Origin of the sequence: Mycobacterium bulgaricum (assembly GCF_041287165.2) — a bacterium.
Taxonomy (GTDB): Bacteria; Actinomycetota; Actinomycetes; order Mycobacteriales; family Mycobacteriaceae; genus Mycobacterium; species Mycobacterium bulgaricum.
In genome coordinates this window covers 43,519-56,454 of the sequence record NZ_JBGGKV020000003.1, presented here as the reverse complement: position 1 = coordinate 56,454, position 12,936 = coordinate 43,519, and the positions used below count along the sequence as shown (strand labels likewise).

Genomic DNA, 12,936 nt, shown 5'->3' with positions numbered 1-12,936 from the left:
GTGGAGCACCGGCTGCACACAGTATCTAAGAAGACGCGAGGGGCCCTGCAATGCCGGCAATCGTCCTCATCGGCGCCCAGTGGGGCGACGAGGGCAAGGGAAAAGCCACCGACCTCCTGGGAGGGCGCGTCCAGTGGGTGGTGCGCTACCAGGGCGGTAACAACGCGGGGCACACGGTCGTGTTGCCGACCGGCGAGAACTTCGCCCTCCACCTGATCCCGTCGGGGATCCTCACCCCGGGTGTCACGAACGTGATCGGCAACGGTGTCGTCGTCGACCCCGGCGTGCTGCTCACCGAGCTCAAGGGTCTGGAAGACCGCGGGGTGGACACCGAGCGCCTGCTCATCTCCGCCGACGCGCATCTGCTGATGCCGTACCACGTGGCGATGGACAAGGTGGTCGAGCGGTATGCGGGCAGCAAGAAGATCGGCACCACCGGCCGCGGCATCGGGCCCTGCTATCAGGACAAGATCGCGCGTCAGGGCATCCGCGTCGCCGATGTGCTCGACGAGACGCTGCTGGCTGAAAAGATCAGCGGCGCACTGGAATTCAAGAACCAGGTGCTGGTCAAGATCTACAACCGCAAGGCACTGGACCCCGAGGAGGTGGTCGAGAACCTGCTCGAGCAGGCCGAAGGGTTCAAGCACCGCATCGCCGATGCCCGCCTGCTGCTCAACCAGGCCCTCGAACAGGGTGAGACAGTTCTGCTGGAGGGGTCGCAGGGCACGCTTCTCGACGTCGACCACGGCACGTATCCCTTTGTGACGTCCTCGAATCCGACCGCGGGCGGCGCCTCCGTCGGGTCGGGGATCGGCCCGACCCGCATCACGACCGTGCTCGGAATCCTGAAGGCCTACACCACCCGCGTCGGCTCGGGACCGTTCCCGACGGAGCTGTTCGACCAGTACGGCGAGTACCTCGCCAAGACGGGCGGGGAGGTCGGCGTGACCACCGGACGGCCCCGCCGGTGCGGCTGGTTCGACGCCGTCATCGCCCGCTACGCGACTCGCGTCAACGGCATCACCGACTATTTCCTCACCAAGCTCGACGTGCTGTCGAGCCTGGAGACGGTGCCGATCTGCGTGGGCTACACCGTCGGCGGGAAGCGGACCGACGAGATGCCCATGACGCAGAGCGACATTGCGCGCGCCGAACCGATCTATGAGGAGCTGCCCGGCTGGTGGGAGGACATCAGCGGCGCTCGCGAGTTCGACGATCTGCCCGCCAAGGCGCGGGACTATGTATATCGCCTCGAAGAGCTTGCTGGAGCCCATGTTTCGTGCATCGGGGTGGGGCCGGGCCGCGAACAGACGATCGTGCGTCGAGACATTCTCGGCCGATGAGTGCCGCGGAGGATCCGAGGGCGCTCGATCCCGATTACGACAGCCACGGCGGCTTCCCGAACTTCGAGCCGGCCACGCCCGGACCCGGTTTCGGCCGGTTCCTGACGGCGATGCGGCGCGCCCAGGACCTGGCGGTGTCGGCCGACGCCGATGCCGCCACGTGGGATCGGGCCGCCGAACTCGCCGAGGAACTCGCCGGATTGCTCGGCCCGTTCGAGGCCGCCGAGGGGGTGGGCCCTGCCAACCGCGTCCCCTCGCTGCCCGGCGCAGGCAGTTTGCTGATGCCGCCTTACAAGGTCGTCATTTTTGAGTCCGACGGTGTAGAGCTGGAAGTAGAGTTCAGTAGGTTCTCGGTGGGCGGGAACTACGCCGTGCACGGCGGGGTGTTGCCACTGTTGTTCGATTCGGTGTTCGGCATGGTGATCCACGCAGCGGGCCGTCCGATCAGTCGGACCGCCTTCCTGCACGTGGAGTACCGGAAAGTGACACCTATCGACACCGTGCTGACCGCGCGGGGCTGGGTGCGTGAGGTGGAGGGACGCAAAGCGTTCGTCAACGCCGAGCTGCGCGACCCCGACGGAAACCTGCTCGCCGAGGCGAACGGATTGATGATCAGGCTGTTGGCCGGACAGCCGTAACCGGGCTCAAGGGGGCGGATGGAGAAGGGATTTCGGGAGTTCCTTCTCAGCTGGTGGCGTCAGCCCAACGACTTCGATTGGCTGGTGAGGCACTTTCGCTCTCGCGGCGTGCTGCGGCTGCATCAGGTGTTCATCGGCTCCTTCTCGCTGCTGTACGGGCTGATCGCGTTGCTGACGGCGGTGTGGGCCTACTTCGACGACGGGGCGGTGGCCGCTCGGTACGTTGTCGTCGCTGTGGCCGCGAGCTCGATGCTTCTGGGCCTGTGGTGGATTGCAGGCCGATGGCCGACAGAGCGCCAGTCGATCGCCTTCGCGGTCTACGCCGATCTCGCAGTCGTGGCGGTGATGGCGTGCTACCAGGATGCGTTCACGGCTATGCCCGGGCTGGCGCTGCTGGCCACCAACGGCATCTACATCGTCGTCGTGCACGGACCTCGCGCGCTGCTCATGCACTTGGCGTTCACCTTCGTCGTGATGGCGACATGGTTCTGGTGGGCGATCATCCAGGACAACTGGGCAGTCAGTGTGATCACCGTCCGCACTCTGGTGTTGTTCCCGCTGTGCGCGGTCCCCGTCATCGTGCAGTCCTATCTGCTCGTCTTGCGGATGGGTGCTGTCGACTCCCTGCACGACCCCCTGACGAGGCTGTACAACAGGCGCGGACTGGAGATCCATGTCGCAGACCTGGTGGCCCGCCACGGAATGGACGTCGGCGTGCTGGCCGTCGACATCGACAAGTTCAAATCGATCAACGACGGATACGGGCACGACGCCGGCGATCGGGTTCTGGTCGCCGTTGCCGACGCGGCCCGCGGCGCGGTCGGCAGTCTCGGAGTCCGCTCCGTGACCGCGCGTACCGGAGGGGAGGAATTCGTCGTCGTGGTCGACGGGGGCTCGGAGTGCCTTCGCCGCCTGGCGAAACTTCTGCACCTGACGGTGTCGCGGTGTCAGGCTCCCGCGGTCCCCACCATCAGCATCGGTGCAGCGACGGCGCGCGCAACGGGCGATGACGTCGACAGCCTGATCCGCAACCTGATCGAACGTGCCGATGCGGCGATGTATCGCGCCAAGAAGGCGGGCGGCAATCAGACGGTGACAGAGGACGATCCCGTGCCACGATGAGGCCATGACGCATCCGGCCGACAGGCACCTGCGTAAGCTGACCACCCCCAAGGCTGCGGCCTTCGCGGGCGTGCTGTTCGCGCTGCTGTTCGGTGCGGCACTGATTTTGATCCGGATCTCGTTGCCCGACGGGGAGGCGCTGGGTTCGCAATGGGTCGACGGGTCGAGCCACCGGCTGCGTCTGGCCGTGGTGCTGATGCCGTTCTCGGGCATTGCGTTCCTGTGGTTCATCGGGGTGGTGCGCGACGGCCTGGGCACGCTGGAGGACAAATTCTTCGCGACGGTCTTCCTCGGCAGCGGCCTGCTGTTCCTGGCGATGATCTTCGCGTCGACGGCTGTGGGGGCCGGTCTTCTGGCCACCAGGGAATTCGACGGCTCCGGCACGCATTCCGAGGTCGCCGCGTTCGGTCACGGCCTGCTGATGGCGCTGTCGAACACCTATGCGCTGCGGATGGCGGCGGTGTTCATGATGTCGCTGGCGACCATCTGGTTGCGAACCAGGCTGATGCCGACCTGGCTGGTGGTCGTCACCTACCTCGTCGCGGTGTGCGTGCTGGTCGCCAGCGACGTGAGCCGGTGGATGACGATCGCATTCCCGATCTGGGTGCTGATCGTCAGCCTGCTGATGCTGGTGCGGTCCGGCGTCATCGATCTTCCAGACGAAGAGCGCTCGCCGGACAGAGTTTGACCGCCTCTGCGGCGTGCGCGGCCTCGTCACCGCTGACGTCGTCGTGCAGGATCTCGACGATGCCGTCGTCGTCCTGATCGAAGACCTCGCCGGCCACCATCACGCAGTTGCCCGCCTGAATGCACAGTTCGCGGTCCGCCACCACTTTGCTCACCAGCCCACCTCCAGTGACTTCAGACCGTAGATGAAGTGGAACGACCGGAACTGCACATCGGCGAAGTCTTCGGCCAGCGCCAGCGTCGGAAACCGCCGCAGCAGCGCGGGAAACGCGATCTGCATCTCCATGCGGGCCAGTGGCGCGCCGAGGCAGTGGTGGACGCCGTGCCCGAACGCCAGGTGCCCGGGGGCACCCCTGGTGATGTCGAGAATGTCTGGGGTGTCGATGAATTCGTCGTCGCGGTTGCCGCACGGCAGCGACGCGAACACGAGATGCCCGGCGGGGATCGTGACGCCGGCGATCTCGACGTCGGTGGTGGCGATCCGCGGGATCGCGGTCTGCACGATCGACAGCCACCGCAGCAGTTCCTCCACCGCGGGTGCCACCGCATCGGGCTCGTCGCGCACGGCGGCGAGCTGATCGGGATGACGCAGCAGCGCAAGAGTGCCCAACGCCAACATGTTCGAGGTTGTCTCATGGCCGGCGAGCAGCAGCAGCCCGGCGACGCCGATCAGTTCGTCGTCGGTCAGGTCGTCGCCGCGCTCCCGGATCAACATGCCGAGGATGTCGTCGCCGGGTTCGGATCGCGCGCGGTCGACCAGGGCGGCCATGTACGCCCGGCCTTCGCGCTGCAGCTCGAAGCGCTCGGGGATCGGGATCGACAGATCGAGCTGGCGGGCGCTGCGCCTCTGGAAGCCGTCGCGGTCGGCGTAGGGCACGCCCAGCAGCTCGCAGATCACCAGCGACGGGATGGGCAGCGCGAAGTGCTCGACCAGGTCGGCGCCGGGTCCCGCCGCTTCCAGCGCGTCCAGTTGCGCGTCGACGATCTCCACGATGCGCGGCTGCAGGCGCTTCATCCTGCGGTGGGTGAATTCGGGGGTGAGCATGCGGCGCAGCCGTTGATGTTCGGGTGGGTCCAGCCCCAGCAGGTTGCCCGCCCGTGCGCGGGCCTGGGCTTCGTCGTCGACCGGCGGTGCGCCGGGGACGGCGAAGCCGGGCGGGCGGTCGTTGGAGAACCGCGTGTAGTCGGACAGCACGGTCTTGACGTCGTCGTAGCGGGTGACGAGATACACCTGCATGCCGAAGGCGTTGGTGACAGTGCGGACGCCTTCGTTCTCGCGAATTTCGCGGAGCTGCGGGATCGGGTCGAAGGCGTCGCGCCGCATGTGCAGCGGCGGCAGTTCGGGTGCTGCCTGGGTCATCTCTCGACGCTACCCGCCGAAGACAAAGTCCCCGATCAGCGCGTTGACGAGCTCTGGATTCTCCAGTCCCGCAAGGTGTGCGACGCCGTCGAGGACCACCAGCCGCGACCCCGGTATCGCGTGCGCCATCTCGGCGGTCTCCTCAAGCGGGAACGTGGCATCCTCGTCGCCGCCGACGACGAGCACCGGTGTGCTCACCCCCGACAGCAACGCGCGCTGGTCGGGGCGGTCGGGCACGATGCTGCGCACGGCCCAGCGCGCCGAGCCGACGTCGACGGATTCGACCGCGGCGCGGACGAACTCGACGACATCGGGACGGTCTCGGAAGGTTGTGGGTCCGAGGAACGCGTTCAGCACCGATGTGGTCAGGGGTGGCCGGATGCGTCCCGTCAGCCGCGCCATCCGGAGCAGCAGCCCGTATTCGAGCTTCTGGCGCAGGCCCGCCGGCGATGCCGTGCAGTTCATCAGCACCGCTTTGCCCACGCGCTCGGGGTGGCGGGCCGCGAAGGTGCCACCGATCATGCCGCCCCACGAGTTGCCGACGAAGTGCACCCTCTCGATGCCGAGGGTGTCGAGGACGTCCACGATGCACTGCGTGCACTGGTCGAAAGTGAAGGCAGCGGTGAGTTTTTCGCTGCCACCGTGGCCGGGCGGATCGATCAGCAGAACCCGGTGTGCGGACCCGAAGTGATCGGCCTGCGCCTGCCACATGTCGCCGGTCATCAGCAGGCTCGGCCAGAACATCAGCGTCTCGTCGCCGCTTCCGGCGCTACGGACCCGCAGCCGTCCCAGCGCGGTGTCGACCTGCAGGCTCTCCACCGTTCGAACCGTACTGGTCGCGCAGCGCGGGCCACCAGATCTTCGGGCCGATCAGCGTGAACAGCGCGGGAATGATGACGGTGCGCACCAGGAACGTGTCCAGCAGGATGCCCAGCCCGACGATGATGCCGACCTGCGTGAGCACGATGAGCGGCAGCACCCCGAGCACGCAGAACACAGCCGCGAGCACGATGCCCGCGCTGCTGATCACGGCGCCGGTGGCCGAGACGGCCCGCACGATGCCGTCGCGGGTACCGTGCTCCGGCGTCTCCTCCCGTGCGCGTGTGACGAGGAAGATCGTGTAGTCCACGCCGAGCGCGACGAGGAACAGGAACGCGAACAGCGGTGCGGTGTTGTCCAGTGCGGGGAATCCGAACACGTGCACGCTGGCCCAGCCACCCAGGCCCAGCGCTGCGAGTGCGCTGAGCACGGTGACCCCGACGAGGACGAGCGGGGCCAGAGCCGAGCGCAGAAGCACATACAGCACCAGCAGCACGACGACGAGGATCGCGGGGATCACGACCGCCCGGTCGTGTCCGGCTGCCCCTGCTGCGTCGCGGGCCGTGGCATCCGAACCGCCCACCAGCGCGTCGGGGTCGACGTCATGCACCGAATCACGCAGTGCATCAATGGTTTCGAAGGCCTCATCGGAGGCGGGAGCGGCTTCGAGCACGACCGACCACTGACTCAGCCCGTTCGGCGAGTTGCCTGCCGGGGCCACGGACACCACGCCGGGGGTCTCGGCGATGGCGCGCTGCACGTCGGCGTCGCGATCGGTGGCGGCGATCACCCTGGCAGGATCGGTCAGGCCGCTGGGAAAGTGCGCCGCGAGTGTGTCGTATCCGCTGACGGATTCGGCCTGAACCCGGAACTGTTCGGTTTGAGACAAGCCCACCGGCGTGGCGAGCAGGCCCGTGCACAGCAGCGCCAGTGCGCCGATCGAGACCACCGCGACCCGTGCGGGACGTCGTGCGACGGCCGCCGCCACGCGGTGCCACACGCCGCCGTCGGTCAGCGGTGTCGCGCCGACGGCAGGGATGAACGGCCAGAACAGTTTTCGGCCGAACAGGCCGAGCGCCGGAGGCAGGACCAGCAAGACGAACACCGCCGCGACGACCAGACCCGCCGCGGCCTGCACCCCGAGGCTGCGGGTGCTCGGCGACGACGCGAACAGCAGGGTGAGCAGGGCCAGCACCACCGTCGCATTGCTGGCGATGATCGCCGGGCCCGCGCGCCGGACCGCGGTGTCGAGTGCATCGCGATGAGAACTGCTGCGGCCCAGTTCTTCCCGGTAGCGGGAGATCAGCAGCAGCGCATAGTTGGTGCCTGCGCCGAACACCAGCACGCTGGTGATCCCGCCGGTGGATCCGTCGGGGCTCATGCCGAGCGCTTCGGCGACGGCCGCCCCGACCACCGCGGCCACCCGGTCGGCGAAACCGATCACCAGCAGTGGCACCAGCCACAGGACCGGTGAGCGGTACGTGACGATGAGAAGCAGCGCCACCACGGCCGCGGTGACGGCCAGCAGGGTGAAGTTGGCGCCGGAGAACGAGTCGGCGATGTCGGCGCCGAACGCCGGGCCGCCGGTGACCTGGGTGCGCAGATCGTCCGGGAGTTCGTCGGCCGCCCTGGCGCGCAACTCCTTCACCTTGTCGGTGAGGTCGAACCCGGACAGCTCCGCCGACAGGGGCACGACCACGATGGCCGCCTGGCCGTCGTCGGAGACCTGCGGCGGCGCCCCGGGTTCATTTCCCGTCGCTTCGCTCGCCCCGGAAAAGGCCTGGGTCACCGCGGCGAGATCGGCGGGACGTAGCGGCGTCTCGTCGGCGCGGGTGACGACGAGGATCGCGGGCACCTGATCCCCGCCCGGGAACTCGGCCCTGGTGGCGTCGGCGCGGGCGGACTCCGATGCAGGCGGTACGGCCACCGGTGATTGCCCGGCCGAGTCGTCACTGCCGAGCAGCCCCATCACGGCGCCGGAGACGAGAACGACGAGGAGCGCGATGACCCAGGAGTAGCGGCGGCTCATACCGACCAATATTTCAGAAGATTAACGATTAAGCAATTGAAATGTCGGATAGGCTGGTGTCGTGCCTCATGACGACCGCGCATCGCTGGAGGAGCTGATGGCGGCCGACCTACGGGCGCTGAACGCCGCGTCCGACGCGGTCGGGCAGCGGTTTGCCGCACTTCACGCCGTCACCGCCAACGACTTCCGGGCGCTGCTGCACGTGACCGTCGCCGAGAGTTCCGGCCGCCCCCTGACCGCGGGCGAACTCCGCACGCGGATGGGGGTCTCGGCCGCTGCGATCACCTACCTCGTCGAGCGGATGGTGGAATCCGGGCATCTGCTGCGCGATGTCGACCCCGCCGATCGCCGCAGGGTGCGCCTGCGCATGTCCGAGCAGGGGATGGCCGTGGCGCGCGGCTTCTTCACCCCACTTGCCGAGCACGCCCACGACAGCATGGCGGCGCTGTCCGACGACGACCTCCTCGCCGCCCACCGCGTGTTCACCGCGCTGGGTGCGGCGATGCAGACGTTCCTGGAGGAACTCGGACCCCGGTGAGGCGTTCGGAGAGCTCCCACAGCCGCGCGGCGTCGGCCACATCGCGGGCGGGGGCGTAGACGTCCTGCTCGGCCGGGGGCCCTGAAAGATGGCGGAACCCGCTGGGGCCATAGAACTTTCCGCCTTCAGCGGCCGGGCTGGTGGCGGCATGGAGTGCGGGGAGCAGGCCCTGGTCGACGGTCTGCGTGAGGAAACCCCGCCGGGCGGTGAAGCGGATCAAGCGCACCGAAAGGGTGTCTTTGCTTCGGCCCATATGAGGCTGTGCGGCAAGCAGGTTGGTGGCCGTCACGCCGGGGTGCGACACGTTGCTGGTGATGCCCCAGTCGGCGGTCACGCTGCGGCGGTGCAGTTCGAGGCCGAACATCAGGTTGGCGATCTTGGACTGGCTGTAGGCCTTGCCCACCGAGTACGACATCTCGAAATTCACGTCGTTCCAGTTGATGGCGTTGGAGGCCGCCGCGATGCTCGACTGTGTCGTGACGCGCGCGGCGCCGGCGCGCAGCAACGGCAGCAGCCGCAGCGTCAGCGCGAAGTGGCCGAGGTGATTTGTGCCCCACTGAAGTTCGAAACCGTCGGTGGTGGTCTGACGGTAGGGCGGGTTCATGATCCCGGCGTTGTTGACCAGCAGATGGATCGGGCGGCCCTCGGCGTTCAGTTCACCGGCGAGGTCGGCCACTGATTGCAGCGATGCCAGATCCAGTCGGCGCAGGCTCACGCGCCCCCCGGGTACCGCCGCGAGGATGCGATCCGCTGCGAGGCGGCCCTTCTCGGCGTTGCGCACCGGCAGCACCACCTCGGCACCCGCGGCGGCGAGCCGTTCGGCGAGCCCCAAGCCGACGCCGTCGCTGCCGCCGGTCACGACGGCCAGTTTGCCGGTCAGGTCAGGAACTTCCACTGTTGCGTTGCGTGTCATGACCCCACGCTGCCACCGGGTTCAGCGGGCATTCAGGGGCGTGTCATCCATGGATCGGCGATCCGCGGATACGGGTGACTCACGCAGGTAAGACTGCGGATCAGCGCCCAGCGCAGCAAGTTTCGCATAGCTGGGGGAGCCCGCTTCGGCGGTGAAGACCAGCAGGATGTGCAGCTGCACCGGGTCGTGAAGGCTCTGGCACTGCACCTCGAGCACGCCCAGTGCCGGATGGGCGATCCGCTTGGTCAGCTCCGGCGGCTGTACGACATCGTGGCGCTTCCACAACTGCGCGAACTCCGGGCTGCGGCCCAACAGATCGTCGACGATCCGGGCCGCTTTCGATCCGGCGCCGTCTCGGGCGTGGGCGAGGCGGGCTCCCGCAACGAACGAGCGACTCAGTGCCGCGTGGTCGTCGACCGGGTACACCAGCCGAGACGCGTCGTCGGTGAACCACCGGTACACCACGCTGCGGGCGAAGCCGGTGTGAACGGTCTCGTCTCCGAGCAGCGCCCGCGCCGGAGGGGTCTGCAACAGCGTCTCCCCGAGTGCCGTCATCACCTGGGCCGGGGTGTCCTGCAGACGGTCCAGGATCCGCAGCGTGGCCGGGCTGACCTGCTCGCCGGGCACGGTCCGCGCGGGCGCGTTGTGCCCAGCCAGCCGGAACAGGTGATCGCGCTCGTCCAGAGACAGCCGCAACGCTCGCGCCAGCGAGGCCAGCACGTCCACCGACGGCTGCGGGCCGCGCTGCTGCTCCATCCGGCTGTAGTAATCGGTGGAGATCACCGCGAGCGCGGCGACTTCCTCCCGGCGCAGACCCGCCGTGCGCCGGCGCACCCCGGCGGGCAGCCCCACGTCCTCGGGTCGCAGTGCTTCGCGTCGGGTGCGCAGGAAGTCCGCGAACTGTCCCTGATCCATGAGGTCAGTGTCCCTGCGCGTGCTCGGCCCATCCAGGGATCGTCAGTCCCGGCCTCGGCACACAGCACCATCTGTGCACAGATTCGGTCGGCCACCGCGTTCTGCAGGGGTATGACGGTCAACAAGAACGACTACACGCTGGGCGGAGATTTCGCCGAGGAACGAACCCGGCTCGCAGGCATCGAATCCCTCTGGGATCCCGGCAGTCAGGCGCTGCTCGACCACGTCGGTCTGCGCGTAGGCTGGTCCTGCCTGGAAGCGGGCGCAGGCGGCGGATCTCTGGTCGAATGGATGGCGGCGCGGCGCGCGTACGTCACCGCGGTGGACATCGATACGCGATTCCTCCGGCATCTGCAATCCGACCTGATCGACGTGCGGCGCATCGACGTTCGACACGACGAACTGCCGCGGGCGCAGTTCGATCTGGTCCACGCGCGGATGCTTCTCGAACACCTCGACGACCGGTGCGAGGTCCTCGCGCGGCTGGCGGCGACGCTGCGCCCAGGTGGCTGGATGCTCATCGAGGACTACGACTGGGAGACATTCCGCTTCGAAGGCGATGACGATGACGGTTTCGCTCATGTCGCCGACGTCTGTATGGATTTCATGGCCCGATCGGGGTACGACAAAAACTATGGGCGACGGCTCGTCCGGGACATGGCCGACGCCGGCCTGCGCGACGTCAGCGGCGAGGGACGCATGCGCATCATCGATTCCGGTTCGCAGGGCCTGGACTTCTTCAGGCTCTCGCTGGACAGCCTGCGAGCCGCGGTGCTGGCCGCCGGGCTGATCTCGCAGGCAGAGGCCCAGGCGGCGTCGACGAGGTTCGACCGCTACGTCCGTCTGAGCACCCCGTTGATGATGGCGGGAATCGGGCGCCGATAGCAGTCCCGAGTCGGGCTGACCCGGCTGTTCGGCACCGAAACGGCCACGATCGCCAGCAGCGAGGCCCTCATGTTCCGATTCCCGCGGTCCGTCTGGCAGGCTGAAAATCGATGACTGATACAACGGTGATGCTGCTGGGTGCGGGCGACCGCACCCGCGAGCTCGCGCTGGCGTTCGAGCATCTCGGGGCGGCCGTCGTGACGGTCGACGACCATGCCGACGTGCGTGCGCTCACGGCGCTGATCGACGCGAAGAAGCCGAAGTTCGTGGTCGCTGATGCAGAGAACGTCGCGACCGACGTACTGGTCGAGGTCGCCGCCCGCGACGACATCGAGGTGTTCCCGACGCCCCGCAGCGCCCGCCTGTCCCTGGACGGGGAGGGCCTGCGCCGGCTCGCCGCCGACGAGCTGGGACTGCCGACCGCCCCGTTCTGGTTCGCGGGCTCGGCAGACGAGCTCACCGCGATCGCCCAGCACGCGGGTTTCCCGCTGGTGGTCAAGCCGGTCGCGGCGGCCCCCGGTGAAGGGGAGTCGGTGCTGTTGCGGCCCGAGGACGTGGAGCCCGCGTGGCGCAGTGCCGTCGCCGGCGGCAAGCTCAGCATGCAGCGGGTGATCGCCGAGACAGTGGTCGAGGTCGACGTCGAGGTGACGTTGCTGACGGTGCGCACCACCGGCCCTGCCGGGCCCACCGTGTCGTTCTGCGAGCCCATCGCCCACCACCAGACCACCAGCGATGCCCTGGAATCCTGGCAGCCGCAACAGCTTTCGCCCGCGGCGCTGGACTCTGCGAAGTCGATCGCGGCACGCATCGTCAATTCCCTCGGCGGGCGCGGCGTTTTCGCAGTGGAACTGCTGGTGCGCGGCGACGAGGTCTATTTCTCGGATGTCCGGCCGCGGTTGCAGGACAGCGGGCTGGTGACGCTGCGCTCGCAGCGGCTGTCGCAGTTCGAGTTGCATGCCAGGGCGATCCTGGGTCTGCCGGTCGACACGATCATGATCTCGCCGGGCGCGGTCGAGGTGACCTACGCCGACGAAGACGGTGTCGCACCCGATGCCGGCACGTTGCGCTCGGTGGTGGCCGAGGCGCTCGCGGTCGCCGAGAGCGACCTCCGGGTCTTCCCCGGTGGGGCGCCGTGGCTGGGTTTGTCCCTGGCAACCGCGCCGGATCCGATCGTGGCGCGTGACCGTGCGCGCCGCGTGGCCACGGTGCTCCGCAGGCTCCGGGTGGCGCAGTGACCGAGTCGAACGAGCCCACCGACAAGTCGGGGATCGCGCCCTTCCTCGGGGCCCTCACGATCATTGTGGCCGTCGTGATCGGAATCTGGTTGATCAACGTGTTCTCCGGCGACGACCTCACCGACCCGCAGCAGATCGCGCGTGCCGCATCCGGGCAGAACGACGCGCTGCAGCGCGAGAGCTACCGCGACTTTCAGGCGTTCACCTGTGCCGCGCAACAGGGCGATGAGACCAAAGTGCTGGAAGCGCAACGCGATTCGGTGGCCGAGCGCGGAGACCGCTACGTTGACAGTGTGGACGCTGTCGTCGTCGAAGGGGACACCGCGACCGCGGACATCACCTACTACTTCGACAACGACAAAGAGGCCAAGGAGACCGTGGAGATGACCTTCGCGCGCGAGGACGGGGCCTGGAAGGTCTGTTCGACCGGTCCCAGTTAGCTATGGGAGACT

General features: G+C 68.0%; 14 protein-coding genes. 8 read left to right on the top strand and 6 right to left on the bottom strand.

The annotated features are described in order from the left end of the window. Window positions 1–50 precede the first annotated feature (50 nt). From ACAG24_RS11265 to ACAG24_RS11250, 4 genes are read left to right on the top strand one after another with little or no spacing between them, the layout of a single operon-like run. Window positions 51–1,343 (top strand): adenylosuccinate synthase, encoded by a 1,293-nt coding sequence (locus tag ACAG24_RS11265; protein ID WP_370473149.1) that lies wholly within the window; start codon window positions 51–53, stop codon window positions 1,341–1,343. Next, window positions 1,340–1,981 carry a PaaI family thioesterase gene (locus tag ACAG24_RS11260; protein WP_370473148.1) on the top strand — a complete coding sequence of 214 codons (642 nt, stop codon included), beginning with the start codon at window positions 1,340–1,342 and terminating at the stop codon, window positions 1,979–1,981. Before ACAG24_RS11265 ends, ACAG24_RS11260 begins: the two co-directional genes overlap by 4 nt. An 18-nt stretch (window positions 1,982–1,999) precedes the next feature. Continuing rightward, window positions 2,000–3,103 (top strand): GGDEF domain-containing protein, encoded by a 1,104-nt coding sequence (locus tag ACAG24_RS11255; RefSeq protein WP_370473147.1) that lies wholly within the window; start codon window positions 2,000–2,002, stop codon window positions 3,101–3,103. 4 nt (window positions 3,104–3,107) lie between these two features. Next, complete coding sequence (locus ACAG24_RS11250; protein WP_370473146.1) at window positions 3,108–3,791, top strand: hypothetical protein; 684 nt, start codon at window positions 3,108–3,110, stop codon at window positions 3,789–3,791. On the opposite strand, the gene ACAG24_RS11245 is transcribed toward ACAG24_RS11250, so the two are convergent. The 4 genes from ACAG24_RS11245 to ACAG24_RS11230 are packed head-to-tail and all read right to left on the bottom strand — an operon-like array spanning window position 3,748 to window position 7,998. Next, on the bottom strand, window positions 3,748–3,945 hold the full coding sequence (locus ACAG24_RS11245) for a ferredoxin (protein ID WP_370473145.1): 198 nt from the start codon (window positions 3,943–3,945) through the stop codon (window positions 3,748–3,750). The genes ACAG24_RS11250 and ACAG24_RS11245 overlap by 44 nt on opposite strands. After that, entirely contained in the window at window positions 3,942–5,150 is a 1,209-nt protein-coding gene (locus ACAG24_RS11240) for a cytochrome P450 (RefSeq protein WP_370473144.1), read from the bottom strand. The genes ACAG24_RS11245 and ACAG24_RS11240 overlap by 4 nt, the downstream gene beginning before the upstream one ends. 9 nt (window positions 5,151–5,159) lie before the next feature. Next, window positions 5,160–5,894 (bottom strand): alpha/beta fold hydrolase, encoded by a 735-nt coding sequence (locus tag ACAG24_RS11235; protein WP_370473498.1) that lies wholly within the window; start codon window positions 5,892–5,894, stop codon window positions 5,160–5,162. Between the two features lie 25 nt (window positions 5,895–5,919). Beyond that, a complete protein-coding gene (locus ACAG24_RS11230) occupies window positions 5,920–7,998 on the bottom strand; it encodes an MMPL family transporter (protein ID WP_370473143.1) in 2,079 nt (692 codons plus the stop codon). A 61-nt stretch (window positions 7,999–8,059) separates the two neighbouring features. Between ACAG24_RS11230 and ACAG24_RS11225 the strand changes: the two genes are divergently transcribed. Continuing rightward, on the top strand, window positions 8,060–8,536 hold the full coding sequence (locus ACAG24_RS11225) for a MarR family winged helix-turn-helix transcriptional regulator (RefSeq protein WP_370473142.1): 477 nt from the start codon (window positions 8,060–8,062) through the stop codon (window positions 8,534–8,536). On the opposite strand, the gene ACAG24_RS11220 is transcribed toward ACAG24_RS11225, so the two are convergent. Together ACAG24_RS11220 and ACAG24_RS11215 are read right to left on the bottom strand one after the other, a co-directional pair. After that, window positions 8,481–9,449, bottom strand: coding sequence for an SDR family oxidoreductase (locus tag ACAG24_RS11220; RefSeq protein WP_370473141.1), 969 nt, complete (start codon window positions 9,447–9,449; stop codon window positions 8,481–8,483). The two genes, ACAG24_RS11225 and ACAG24_RS11220, sit on opposite strands and share 56 nt — an antisense overlap. Window positions 9,450–9,470: 21 nt before the next feature. Beyond that, window positions 9,471–10,364 (bottom strand): helix-turn-helix transcriptional regulator, encoded by an 894-nt coding sequence (locus ACAG24_RS11215; protein WP_370473140.1) that lies wholly within the window; start codon window positions 10,362–10,364, stop codon window positions 9,471–9,473. 111 nt (window positions 10,365–10,475) lie between these two features. Here ACAG24_RS11215 and ACAG24_RS11210 point away from each other — a divergent pair, with 111 nt between their 5' ends. The 3 genes from ACAG24_RS11210 (at window position 10,476) to ACAG24_RS11200 (ending at window position 12,924) form a co-directional block, all read left to right on the top strand. After that, window positions 10,476–11,249, top strand: coding sequence for a class I SAM-dependent methyltransferase (locus ACAG24_RS11210; protein ID WP_370473139.1), 774 nt, complete (start codon window positions 10,476–10,478; stop codon window positions 11,247–11,249). A gap of 110 nt (window positions 11,250–11,359) precedes the next feature. Beyond that, the gene (gene purT / locus ACAG24_RS11205; protein WP_370473138.1) at window positions 11,360–12,484 is read left to right on the top strand and encodes a formate-dependent phosphoribosylglycinamide formyltransferase; all 1,125 of its coding nucleotides are present in this window, start codon (window positions 11,360–11,362) and stop codon (window positions 12,482–12,484) included. Beyond that, window positions 12,481–12,924, top strand: a complete 444-nt coding sequence (locus ACAG24_RS11200) for an Rv0361 family membrane protein (RefSeq protein ID WP_370473137.1) — start codon at window positions 12,481–12,483, stop codon at window positions 12,922–12,924. Before purT ends, ACAG24_RS11200 begins: the two co-directional genes overlap by 4 nt. Window positions 12,925–12,936 lie beyond the last annotated feature (12 nt).

Bases quoted from the DNA above. Each gene is read 5' to 3' on its own strand.
- ACAG24_RS11265 (WP_370473149.1), top strand. From the start codon at position 51: ATGCCGGCAATCGTCCTCATCGGCGCCCAGTGGGGCGACGAGGGCAAG.
- ACAG24_RS11260 (WP_370473148.1), top strand. From the start codon at position 1,340: ATGAGTGCCGCGGAGGATCCGAGGGCGCTCGATCCCGATTACGACAGC.
- ACAG24_RS11255 (WP_370473147.1), top strand. From the start codon at position 2,000: ATGGAGAAGGGATTTCGGGAGTTCCTTCTCAGCTGGTGGCGTCAGCCC.
- ACAG24_RS11250 (WP_370473146.1), top strand. From the start codon at position 3,108: ATGACGCATCCGGCCGACAGGCACCTGCGTAAGCTGACCACCCCCAAG.
- ACAG24_RS11240 (WP_370473144.1), bottom strand. From the start codon at position 5,150: ATGACCCAGGCAGCACCCGAACTGCCGCCGCTGCACATGCGGCGCGAC.
- ACAG24_RS11235 (WP_370473498.1), bottom strand. From the start codon at position 5,894: ATGTTCTGGCCGAGCCTGCTGATGACCGGCGACATGTGGCAGGCGCAG.
- ACAG24_RS11230 (WP_370473143.1), bottom strand. From the start codon at position 7,998: ATGAGCCGCCGCTACTCCTGGGTCATCGCGCTCCTCGTCGTTCTCGTC.
- ACAG24_RS11220 (WP_370473141.1), bottom strand. From the start codon at position 9,449: ATGACACGCAACGCAACAGTGGAAGTTCCTGACCTGACCGGCAAACTG.
- ACAG24_RS11215 (WP_370473140.1), bottom strand. From the start codon at position 10,364: ATGGATCAGGGACAGTTCGCGGACTTCCTGCGCACCCGACGCGAAGCA.
- ACAG24_RS11210 (WP_370473139.1), top strand. From the start codon at position 10,476: ATGACGGTCAACAAGAACGACTACACGCTGGGCGGAGATTTCGCCGAG.
- purT (WP_370473138.1), top strand. From the start codon at position 11,360: ATGACTGATACAACGGTGATGCTGCTGGGTGCGGGCGACCGCACCCGC.